Source organism: Ruegeria sp. H8, from assembly GCF_056532905.1.
Window position 1 is genome coordinate 36,653 of record NZ_JBQFNY010000017.1, and the last position, 11,043, is coordinate 47,695.

12 protein-coding genes, 1 tRNA gene and 1 pseudogene are annotated in these 11,043 nt (G+C 56.7%); 11 read left to right on the forward strand and 3 right to left on the reverse strand.

The features are described from left to right. Positions 1-108: 108 nt before the first annotated feature. Together mtaB and dapF are read right to left on the reverse strand one after the other, a co-directional pair. Positions 109-1,365: a tRNA (N(6)-L-threonylcarbamoyladenosine(37)-C(2))-methylthiotransferase MtaB gene (mtaB, locus tag ACR0A2_RS21765; protein WP_480837283.1), complete on the reverse strand. Its 1,257-nt coding sequence runs from the start codon at positions 1,363-1,365 to the stop codon at positions 109-111. Continuing rightward, the gene (dapF, locus tag ACR0A2_RS21770) at positions 1,362-2,204 is read right to left on the reverse strand and encodes a diaminopimelate epimerase (protein WP_480837285.1); all 843 of its coding nucleotides are present in this window, start codon (positions 2,202-2,204) and stop codon (positions 1,362-1,364) included. Before dapF ends, mtaB begins: the two co-directional genes overlap by 4 nt. A 210-nt stretch (positions 2,205-2,414) precedes the next feature. On the opposite strand from dapF, the gene ACR0A2_RS21775 reads away from it, so the two are divergent. From ACR0A2_RS21775 to ACR0A2_RS21825, 11 genes are all read left to right on the forward strand, one after another. Further along, a tRNA-Lys gene (locus ACR0A2_RS21775) sits at positions 2,415-2,490 on the forward strand. Between the two features lie 212 nt (positions 2,491-2,702). After that, on the forward strand, positions 2,703-4,061 hold the full coding sequence (locus ACR0A2_RS21780; RefSeq protein WP_480837287.1) for a tyrosine-type recombinase/integrase: 1,359 nt from the start codon (positions 2,703-2,705) through the stop codon (positions 4,059-4,061). Then, positions 4,058-4,522, forward strand: a complete 465-nt coding sequence (locus tag ACR0A2_RS21785) for a hypothetical protein (RefSeq protein WP_480837289.1) — start codon at positions 4,058-4,060, stop codon at positions 4,520-4,522. The genes ACR0A2_RS21780 and ACR0A2_RS21785 overlap by 4 nt, the downstream gene beginning before the upstream one ends. 143 nt (positions 4,523-4,665) lie before the next feature. Further along, complete coding sequence (locus tag ACR0A2_RS21790) at positions 4,666-4,869, forward strand: helix-turn-helix domain-containing protein (RefSeq protein WP_170340876.1); 204 nt, start codon at positions 4,666-4,668, stop codon at positions 4,867-4,869. Continuing rightward, a complete protein-coding gene (locus ACR0A2_RS21795; protein ID WP_480837291.1) occupies positions 4,866-5,024 on the forward strand; it encodes a hypothetical protein in 159 nt (52 codons plus the stop codon). The genes ACR0A2_RS21790 and ACR0A2_RS21795 overlap by 4 nt, the downstream gene beginning before the upstream one ends. After that, entirely contained in the window at positions 5,021-5,596 is a 576-nt protein-coding gene (locus ACR0A2_RS21800; RefSeq protein WP_480837293.1) for a hypothetical protein, read from the forward strand. The genes ACR0A2_RS21795 and ACR0A2_RS21800 overlap by 4 nt, the downstream gene beginning before the upstream one ends. After that, positions 5,593-5,964 (forward strand): hypothetical protein, encoded by a 372-nt coding sequence (locus ACR0A2_RS21805; RefSeq protein WP_480837295.1) that lies wholly within the window; start codon positions 5,593-5,595, stop codon positions 5,962-5,964. The genes ACR0A2_RS21800 and ACR0A2_RS21805 overlap by 4 nt, the downstream gene beginning before the upstream one ends. Before the next feature lie 108 nt (positions 5,965-6,072). After that, positions 6,073-7,008, forward strand: a complete 936-nt coding sequence (locus tag ACR0A2_RS21810) for a bifunctional DNA primase/polymerase (protein WP_480837297.1) — start codon at positions 6,073-6,075, stop codon at positions 7,006-7,008. Next, complete coding sequence (locus ACR0A2_RS21815; protein WP_480837299.1) at positions 7,008-8,438, forward strand: DUF5906 domain-containing protein; 1,431 nt, start codon at positions 7,008-7,010, stop codon at positions 8,436-8,438. The genes ACR0A2_RS21810 and ACR0A2_RS21815 overlap by 1 nt, the downstream gene beginning before the upstream one ends. Positions 8,439-8,812: 374 nt before the next feature. Beyond that, positions 8,813-9,244 (forward strand): hypothetical protein, encoded by a 432-nt coding sequence (locus ACR0A2_RS21820; protein ID WP_480837301.1) that lies wholly within the window; start codon positions 8,813-8,815, stop codon positions 9,242-9,244. A 258-nt stretch (positions 9,245-9,502) separates the two neighbouring features. Beyond that, positions 9,503-10,093, forward strand: a complete 591-nt coding sequence (locus ACR0A2_RS21825) for a hypothetical protein (RefSeq protein WP_480837303.1) — start codon at positions 9,503-9,505, stop codon at positions 10,091-10,093. 702 nt (positions 10,094-10,795) lie between these two features. Here ACR0A2_RS21825 and ACR0A2_RS21830 read toward each other — a convergent pair. After that, positions 10,796-11,043 (reverse strand): annotated as a pseudogene (locus tag ACR0A2_RS21830) (hypothetical protein); the annotation flags it as partial.

Genomic DNA, 11,043 nt, shown 5'->3' on the forward strand with positions numbered 1-11,043 from the left:
ATCCGGTTGCGGGGGTTTTTGTTTCCAGAAGGGGTCACAGGGCCCTTGCCCCTCTTCTTGGCCATTGGCCAGTTCTTCCCCGGGGTCTTTCTTGCCTGATGAAGGGAATCAGGCCGTGAGTTGGGTCATGGTCCGCCCGGTTATAGCAGCGCGCACGATCTGGCCTTCGGGTTGAGGTGCTTTGAACGAAACCTCGGTGAACTGTTCGGTCCGGCCCATATGGGCGTTTTCCATCAGGATGTGATGGGTTTTGCCGATTTGTTGTGACAAGTGCTTTGCGACCTGAGCGTCGCCTGCCGCGCGCAGGCGGGCGGCGCGATCCTTGATGACCGTTCCATTCACCTGCTGAGGTATGCGGGCTGCCGGTGTTCCTTCTCGCTTGGAATAGGGGAAGACATGCAGCCAGGTCAGGTCGCAGTCGGTGATCAGCTTCAGCGAGTTTTCGAAATGCGCTTCGGACTCGGTCGGGAAGCCTGCGATGATATCCGCGCCAAAAGTGATCTCAGGGCGCAGCTTGCGTGCCTCTTGGGTAAAGCGGATGGCGTCGTCGCGTAGATGGCGGCGTTTCATGCGCTTTAGAATCAGATCGTCGCCGTGCTGAAGCGACAGGTGCAGGTGCGGCATCAGGCGCGGTTCGGTTGCGATGGCCTGCATCAGATTCTCATCAACCTCGATCGAATCGATCGAACTGATGCGCAGGCGTGGCAAATCCGGCACCAGCTTGAGGATGCGCATCACAAGATCGCCCAGCTTGGGGCTTGCGGGCAGGTCGGCACCCCAGGATGTCAGATCGACCCCGGTCAGCACGACCTCGTTATACCCCTTGTCGACAAGCCGCTTGATCTGATCCACCACCACACCGGCCGGGACGCTGCGTGAGTTGCCCCGGCCATAGGGAATGATGCAGAAGGTACAGCGGTGGTCACAGCCGTTCTGAACCTGCACATAGGCGCGCGAGCGGGTGCCGAACCCGTCGATCAGATGGCCGGCCGTTTCGGTGACCGACATGATGTCATCCACCTGCACCGCCTCGGTCTGGCCGATGAAATCGGCAGCCATGCCTTGCCAGGTCTCGGGGCGCATCTTTTCAGTGTTGCCGATGACCGCATCGACCTCGTCCATCCGGGCAAAGGTTTCGGGCTCGGTCTGGGCGGCACAGCCTGTGACGATCAGACGGGCATTCGGATTCTCGCGCCGTAGCTTGCGGATCTCCTGCCGGGCCTTGCGCACGGCCTCAGCAGTCACTGCGCATGTATTCACCACCACAGCGTCTGTCAGACCGGCCTGTTGCGACAGCTCTTTCATCGCCTCGGTTTCATAGGCGTTCAGGCGGCAGCCCAACGTGGTGAACTTGGGCGGGTTCATCCCAGCGACCTCAGAAATTCAGGCGTCAGAGTGCCAGAGAAAACGTGACATGTCGGGCCGGTCATCCAGACACCATCGTCGCGCCAGTCGACCCAAAGCGTGCCACCATCCAAATCAATCCGCACCTTGCGACCGGTCAGCCCCCGTCGCGCGGCAGCCACGGCTGTTGCACAGGATGAAGACCCAGATGCCAAAGTGATGCCTACTCCGCGCTCCCAGACGCGCATACGGATGTGATCCGGGCCAATGACCTGGGCCACCTGGACATTAGTGCGTTCGGGATAAAGCGGGTGGTATTCGTAACGCGCGCCGAATTCTGCCAACGGGATCGCTTCGGCGTTTTCAACGAAGAATGTGCAATGCGGGTTGCCCATTCCCGTTGCCGTCGGGGTGCCTTCGATTGGCAATTCCAGCGTGTCCATCTCTTCTGCCAGAGGAACTTCGCGCCAGTTCAGCTGCGGGTGCCCCATGTTGACCGAAGTGAGCCCATCGCCGGCATCCCGCGCATGAAGGGTTCCCCGTTCCGTGGTGAGCTTCAGGGCAGAGCGCCCCGTCTCATCCATAAGCAACCGTGCAATACAGCGGGTGGCGTTGCCGCAGGCGGCCGAGGTTGATCCATCGGAATTGTAGAACACCAGATGCGCGTCGGCTTCACCTTTTTCGATAACGGCCAACTGATCGAATCCCACACCAAATTGCCGATGCCCGATTCCCCGGGCCAGTTCCGGCGTGATCGGGGCATCCTGCGCGCGTGCGTCAACAATGACAAAGTCATTGCCCAGCCCGTGCATCTTTATGAAGGGCAGTCCGGTGTCGAGTCTCTGTTGCATGGCGGGCATATAACGTCGGTCCGAACATGAATCCACCCTGTCGCGAAGATTCCTCAAAAAAGGGGTTGACCCTCCAGCGCCACCTGCCTAATTAAGCCGCCTATCGGGTCGCCGGAAACACGCGTTGTTACGGTGAAACGAGGCGCGAAATAAGGGCTTGAACCCGGTCGGGGAATTGCCGTAAAGAGCGCCACGGATCAACAGATCCAACAAAAGAGTGGGCCGTTAGCTCAGTTGGTAGAGCAACTGACTTTTAATCAGTGGGTCGCAGGTTCGAATCCTGCACGGCTCACCACTGCAAACATCGGTAATATATGAAAAAAGTCCCTGTATAGAGGGGTTTTTCTGTCGTCTATCTGTGGTGCGCAAAGTGCGGGTTTGTGCGGGTTTAGGCGCAACAATGCAGGCAAATCTGGAAAAAACATGGAAGAAACTTTAGGTTTGTGGTGGGGCCAGCTGCTGGAACAGCTGACCCCGACATCGCCTAACTCTTGAGGAATCCCGGCAATGCCTGAGTCGAACCTATCAGCACGAGAGCGTGCTTCAAATCACATCCAAGCTGCTTTGGACACCGGTGTCCGCGGAGAATTGCGGGAAGCCCTTCGCAAGGCGGCCGCATTGGCCGCGGGTGACCGCGTAACGGATGTGTCCGATTTGGAGTACCGCCAGTTGGCAATAGGCGGCAAATTGGTGGACAAGGATCGACCGGGTCTGGTGATGCGTCATGGGAAACGCACCGGCAAAGTCTGGATCTACCGGTACGAAGACCCCGCCACAAAGAAACAAGTGGAACTCCAATTCGGGCGCTACCCGAAAATGTCGACGGCGGACGCTCGTGAAACGTGGCGCGACCTGCGTGCCCAACGGCTCGAAGGTAATGTGCCGACGCTAGCTACATCTAAATCTCCTAGTACCCTAACCATGGGCAATTTGATCAAGCGATACATCGCCGACTATGCGCGGGTGACCAAAGCCGCGTCTTCGTCGAGGGAGGATGAACGCCTCCTGGGCAAGTTCATTGTTCCATACTATGAGGATCTGCCGGCAACGGAATTTGATCATGAGGTGGCCAAGGCTGTCTTGTCCAACATCGTGAATGCTGGCGCATTGCGTGAAGCCGAAAAAGTTCGTTCGGTCCTTTCGACGATGTTCAACGTGGCCAGCGGCCGTACACGGAAAATCTCGACGCTCGACGGAACCTGGCTGCCGCCAGATCATCCCAATCCTGTCGGAGCGGTGACGCTACCCAAGCGTAACCCGCGTCAGCATACTCCGCGGACGCGCGAACTCCGCAAATACGTCCGCGGCCTCAATCAACTGGGGCAACATGGCGAGGTCCTTCGTATCCAGTTGGAGACTTTCGCCAGGATCGGCGAGGTCTCGTCCATGGAGTGGGCCGAAGTCGATTTGGAAGCCGGCACTTGGACGCTGCCTGCGGCGCGGTCGAAGAATGGGAAAGCGCATGTCGTGATGCTGGCACGCCAGACTATTGAGCGCCTTAAAGCCCGGGAGGCCGGGTCGACATCCCACTTGGTCTTTCCCTCGGTGCAAGACTCAAACCGGCCGACCGACAAGCATCTCGTGATCAGGACACTTGCGCGTAAACGGCAGGCGATTGGTATCTCGGAAGAGTTTACTTCCCACGCCACCCGCAGAGCGGCGCTTACTTGGGTTGCCGAGAATGGTGGGGGTCGTGATATTCGCGACCGCTTGTCGAACCACACGCCGCCGTCTGACGGCGCTGACCATATCTATGTATCTGCGGAGCATAACGATGCTGCGCGCCGGTACACCCAAGCGTGGGTCGATCACCTGGCCGGCCTCGAGGCCGGGAACGTAACGTCGATCGGCGAGGCGCGAGCATGAGCCAAGTGTACGAGATCGGCGGCCTATATCTTCGGCGCAATAGCGATGGATCTTTTGTTGTAATCAATGACAATGAGCAGGCAGCCGCCCCGTTCGATTTTGACGACGAAGAAGCTGTCAAATGCGCACTGATATCGGTATCGATTGCGCTTCAAGAGTTGCGCTCTGAGAAAAACCACCTGGAGCAGCTGCGTCTTGAAGGCCTAATCTCTGAGTACAGTCTGCGACGTCGCCAGTGGAGGCTCGACGACGGAATAGAGAAAGCCAGGTCAAAAAACGAGATCAAAAGTGAAGCTGCTTGGGCCGAGGCCGCGAGGCTTTGGCCGAAGGCCTTTTCTGACTCGGGGCATAACAAGGACCGTGCCCGCGGTCTACTAAAGTTGCGCCTCGATTCGTGGCAGGCAGAAGATCCAGAAAACCGCAGAACGCTCGCTCTCAGCACTCTTTTAAAGAGATTCTGACACCAAACACTGCGTGATCTACCGGCAGGCTGTACAGCTTGTCCGACACGCTGTGTAGCTTGTCATTGTTCGTTGATCGTCAACTACATGGCATGAAACCTTTGTTCCTGAACTCGCACTAATGCGGGCTGAAAGGAGCATCTATGACCACTACTGCACGTGAACCAGATCTTCGGATCAAGGAGGCGGCGGCTGAGATTGCCGTATCCCCCAGAACAGTTTGGGACCTGATCCGGGAGGGCGAACTTCGTTCCTACAAGATCGGTCCGCGCGGTCGACGCGTCACTCGTGAGAGCCTTGATGCGTTTCGGGAACGCCGGTTGGTTCGCCCCGGAGGTGTGGTATGAGAGGCGCGGCAGTTTACAGTTATCGTTGGTCCCGCCCCGGTGACGATGAAGTTGGGAGCTACTTCTGCGCCGTATCAGAGGGGATGTGTCAGAAGGTCGATTATGACGGTAACCGCGCCATCGGCTACAGCCTCTATGATGGGGGCGACAAATGACAATCCACGATTCGACTTTCGACCGCCGCGAGAGCGACTACTACCCGACCCTCGATGCGCCACTCGTCGTGCCACTCCTCCTCGATCTGATCGATTTGGAGAGCGTCTGGGAACCCAGTAGCGGGCTCGGCCATATCGCCATCGAACTGAAGAAACGAGGCAAGTTGTTCTATGCCTCCGATCTTTACGATCATCCTCACAAGCTTTGTTCGATTTCGGCAGGCGTCGATTTCTTGAAGCAGGATGCCGGGCCGCCTGGGTTCAGAGATATCGTCATGAACCCGCCGTACTCAGAAGTTGACGCGCACGTAAGTCATGGCTTGGGACTCCTGCCGGAAGGCGGATACCTGGTGGCCCTGTTGCGGTCTGACTGGAGTCACGCTCGCTGCCGGCAGAGCCTCGTGACGAACGAGCGGTTCTTCATGGAGCTCAAGCTGACATGGCGGCTCCGGTGGATTGAGAATACGACAGTGAGCGGGAAGCATAATTATAGCCTTTACGTCTGGCGCAATGGTGAGCCTACGATCCCGATCGTCGCTTTCGGATACAAGCCCGGAAAGGTGGCGGCATGAGTGAGAACAGCCTCCTGCAAAGCTCGCCCTACGAGGTCGATGAGGGGCAACTCATCGGTCGCGATCCGCGCGAAATCTCTTCTGATACGTGGGAAAGCACCCCCTATCTGGTCGGCATGAAAGCTATCCGAGCCAAATGCCTCGAGTGCTGCAATGAAAGCGCCGCCGAAGTTCGAAAATGCGTCTGCACGACCTGCCCGCTTTGGCCGCTGCGCATGGGGGCCGTTCCCAAGGGCTTTCGCATCCACGGAGAGCAACAAAATCCGCATTATGGGACGTCCACAGGCGCAACTCGCTCTTCTATGGGGGAGACCACCGGAGACGTAGAAGAGGGGTTGAAAAGCAGCTCAGGAGGCTCCGATGAATGACCGATGCAGTGACTGCGGCAAGCGTGTCGACCACTCACTGATCGCCCTCCGTCAAGTCGAGGAAATCCTCGTCGCCGTGCTCCGTAGGTGAGCGATGGATCGACGCTCATGATTGATGTCGAAAAATTGGCCTTTGCTACAGGGCTGCCGACCTTCCCGATCCGGATCTACTGGGATACCAGTAAACACCTCGGCAAAGGCGGATGGAACAAGACGCCCCTAAAAGGCACACGAGGGCATAAGGATGCCCAATGGCCCCAGTTCATTGACCGCCTCGATTGGCACGGCGCTAATGGCTTCGGTATCCCGATGGGGGCAACGACGGGCCTCTACATGCTCGACGCCGATGATTACAAGGACGGCGGCGAAGCTGACCGCTGGATGAACGAACGCAAGCTGCCGCCGACTCGCACGCACAAGACGGTCAGCGGCGGCCGCCATTTCATCTACGCCCTCTCAACCCGCTTTAAGACACTAAGGAGCCGTAACGACATCGTGCCCGGCCTGGACAGTCGCGGTGAGGGCGGCTGGGCTGCGTTTGGGCCTGGATATGAAGTCATTGACAGCCGAATGCCCGCGATCCTGCCGTTCGAGATTTGCGAGGAGTTAATGGCCGGGCACAGCGGCATTAAACAGTTCGTCGGCGTCAACTCTTACTCCCCACCCACCGATCCGACAGACATCGACCAAAGGCTGATGCGGATGTTGAAGCGGCAACCGGCTCTCGCGCGGCGATGGTCGGGAGATGACAGTGGGTTAGTATCGGGCCGGTCGAGCCTCGATCTGGCAGTGGCGCAACTCCTGTCGATGGTCGGATTTAGCTACGATGAAATCGTCTGGCTGCTTATGCAGAGGTTCGAACACGGGCAGGCCCGGCACCTCGCGACCGGCGGGGAGAGGGCCGCCCAACGCTGCGCCCAACGCGCCATCGATACGCGCGAGGAGGAGAGCGCCACCGCTCGGGCGATCCTGAAGCGGCAGGAAACTCCATTGACCGAGAGTGAGAGAGCTAAGATGCGCGCGCTGGTGCGGGGTGCCCTTTGATGACCGATGAGGAGTTTAATTCCGAGGCGGAGCGCATTGCCGGGTTGCCAGACATCGACCGGCCTGGGCCAATCTACGACCTCTGGCAGAAGATGAAGCCGAGACGGACCAAGAAGCAAGTTGAGGAAGCCGTGAAGGCCTATTCCCGCGCTGCTCGTGAGGCGAAGATGGACAACACTATCAACCGGATCAATGAGGAGTGGTTTGTTCTTACCCCCGGTGGAAAAATCAGGATCGGTAGGTTCCGAGAAAACCGGTTGCAGTTGTCTCCGCGTCCGGACTTCGCGGCAATCGTTGGGAATATGACCGAACACGAGACGGGTGCCAACAGCGCCGGTGAACGCTGGCTTCGGTCCCCTGACAGACGGGAGTTTGACGGGATCATCTGTGACCCCCGCCATCCACCCGGAAGCGCCGTCGGGAACAAGATCAACATCTGGCAAGGGCTGGGCGTCGAACCCAAAGCGGGCGATCCCAAGCCATTTCTGGATGTCGTGCGGCTGGTTTTGACAGACCCTGTTGTCGTTGAATACTACTTTAACTGGGCGGCATGGACGGTCCAAAACCCCACCAAACCCACCGGCACCGTGATCCTGCTCACAGGTCCACCGGGAACAGGCAAGACGACGCTCTTCCGCGTGCTGCGTATGATATTCGGACCTGTGCACGGGTATGTTTGCTATGATAGTAATCAGCTCTACCAGAAGCATACTGGATGGCAGGAAAGGGCGATGTTCGTGCAGGCGGATGAAGTCACGTTCCGCCATGCCCGAGGGGGCGCAGCAATTCTCAAAGCCAAGATCAATGGCGACAGGCTCCATATCGAACCCAAGGGTGTCGACGGATACGAGGTGGACAACATGCTCACTTTCGGCATGACCTCGAACGAAGAACACGCGGCACCCATTGATGCCTCGGATCGTCGATATGTCATTGAAGACACAACTTTAGCATCGGTCATGCAAATTGATTACTGGGAAAAATTCAATGCATGGCTCGACAATGGTGGCCTCGCAATTGTCTACCACTACCTCCTCAATCGCGATGTTTCTAAATGGAACGCCCAAAGGGACCGGCCACTGACTGAAGCGTATCTGCGCCACCGTCAGCAAAGCCTTGTCGGCGTCTTTCGTTGGTGGAAGGAATGCATCGAAAGCGAGGAGATCCTCTACGGTCAAAGGCTCGATAACAAGCCGATTCCCGATATGAATGGGACATACGACAAAATTGAAGTCTTCCGCGCCTATTGCGGGTGGCTGGAGCAGAAGAGCCGCGATGAAGCAGCACCGGATCAGACACGGTTTTGGATGAGCATACGCGAGATGGGAGCCGTGCAAGAAAACCGTCGCCCAAGCGGCGGAGGACGCAGAGTCAAACTCGTCGATTGGAGTGAGGCTCGGCAGAGCCTGCGGGCCGCTTTAGGGTTCTGAAGTGCTGGATTGGTTGGATCAGAAGGCAGCGATCCGACCAAACCGCCCAAAGTGGCTACATCATTCCTTAACACACAGCTCTCACTTTCCCAAAAGAGAGCCCGCCATACGAGAAGGATTTGCCCAGTTTGGTTGGATTGGTTGGATTGGAAGCATAGGAAAATAATGCTGTATTTGGCTTTGGCGGAATGATTGAGCCGATATTTCCAAGTGCGGGAGGTCAGCGGCTCGACCAAGGCCAAGGTCTCTGCCGCCGCCGGCCCGGCCGCCGTCCGCGTGGACCAATTTAGCCAGCACCTGGATGCGCAAAAGGGTGTTCAAAAGAAGCGGTCTGTGGAACTTTGCACATATGGAAAGTGCAATCGAGCAAACCAATGGTCGCTACTGACCCGAAAGTCCTAGCCAAGCAAATGGCCAACCTGCGTCCGGTCAGCCGTGACCCAGCACTGGCTCGCGAGATGGCTCGCAAGAATGGCTTCGGAAGCGGCAAACACAAGCGGTGCAACGCGATTAAGCGGGACGGCACACCCTGCCGAGGTTGGGCCATGTACGGCACGCCAAGGTGCATCAAGCACGGGGCGCGGAGACTGGCGGGAAGGCCGAGCCCCAACCGCGCAGCGCGCGCAGCACGCGAATGGCTCGTCGAGAACCGACCACCGCTAGACCTGACCCGAACGCCTGAATGGCTGGAAACTGACACCATGGGAGTAACGAACGGCTTACTTCGGAAAGCTGCTCTGGTGGCTGCTTGGTCCAAGGCCGAGAACGGCGATTGGACGGCATGGCGTAAGCTGTCACGAGCGTAAGTATAGCTTGGCAGCGGACCTCTGGCCGCACTGGTCAAGACAATGTAGCGCGGATGGAAATTATCACAGGCTGCTTTGTCGCACCGGTTGCCAACAACTCTGCGATGGCTCCAAGTCTAGCGCTAAGCATCGCTGATTTTCCAAGTTTCACCACTGTGAGCCCGAAGGATAACAGTGGTGAAACTTAGGTATCATTTACTCCGACATAAGCTAGTCAAACTCTAGCGTTGCCAACGAACCGCCGTTAAGTTCTGCGATATGGACGAACTAACGATTTCCGACTGCCAGACCGACGCAAAGTACTCCTGGCGTCCAGAGTTTGAGGACAATGAACCTAGACTTAGAGTCGCCGTGTTTGATGATCGGTTTACGGTGACCTCATTTGATGATGCAAGCGAAGGTGTCACCGAGGCAACCACGCTGTTTGCCGGTCCCGCATCTTCAAATTGGCGCGATATTGTCCGTTCAATTCTAAAGAGCGAAAGTTTTCATTCGGCGAATCCATTTTGGCCCGAGAGCTTTTCTATCGTTGTCCCCTCGGACCTGCACTTCTCATCCCTACCGAACACTGCCCAAAAGTTGGTAGCGCTAGTCTGGTTGGGCTCTGAATGGACGCAAGCGGTTGAGTATTTGCTTGATTTTGCCGACGATCAAATTGTCGAGCTCGATAAGAGGGCGGATTTGTTATCAGTCATGCAGACAGCCAGTAGTGAGACAAGCGTTGCATTTATGACGCCTTCAGTGGACTTGTCAGCAGAAAAATTCTTTCATTTCCTCATTGGCGCGGCGGTATCTGGCGAACCGCTACAAGACACGGCTCAAAGGCTGATTGCAGAACATTGGGAGTGAATTGGATTAGGTTGTCCCGAGATCTAACCGACATTGGCCGGCGCCCCGCTAGGCCCTCGCATTCTTCCCAAAACGTAATGGGTCGTAGCAGTAAGCCAAGAGTCAATGTAATTGGACAAGGTCGATCTTCGAAAGGAGCCGCGTTTTGACCACTGGCGCGATAGCCTTTGCCGTCAAAAGACTGATTGACTGTGCCAGCTTTACACCCACAAGATTTGCTGTAAGAGCTCCCCAGCTGCCAAACATCGAAAGAAAACTGATGAATTATTCAATAACAGTATGAAAAGCAACAACTAAAAACGGATTTCGGATCAGTTGCGTCGCATTCTGTTCTTGCGAGATGAATTCGCCAACTGGATCTACCTTGGCAAGTGAGGCCGACGGCTAGCTTCGCACCCACTCCATAACAACACTCATCCCACCCCTGCCTACCCCCCTTGCCAAGTTGCTCAACTGCTCGCGAGGCTCCCGCACTTTCTTGGGCACGTCGTTTATTGGGTTCACCCTCTCTAAGGGGGGACTATATATGCTTGGAACCAGCCGTTCGCTGCGGTGCCATCAAACGTCCGAATTGCAGACAAACCTGCCTTTCGTTGAGGCTTTGCTCCAGATACAAACATATTCTGAAGCTCGTGCCAAAGATTACTGTTCACTCAAGCACGGCCTTCAACAATTGATTACCCTAAGAAAAGACAAGACCACTTATGGATCTGTAACGCCAATCTCGGTTAGGGTTTCACCAGCAGCACTGCTAGGTTGGCTGATACCCAAAACAGTGCTCAGAGTGACGGCGACGTCCACCGTGGAAACAGGGCGGCTCACACGAGCGGGTTTGATGCCTGGACCAGCGAAAATGATCGGAACATGTGTGTCATAGCGCCAAGGCGATCCGTGCATTACGGCAATTGGACCATCCTCAAAGAGAAATGAATAAGGCGTTTGCACAACGT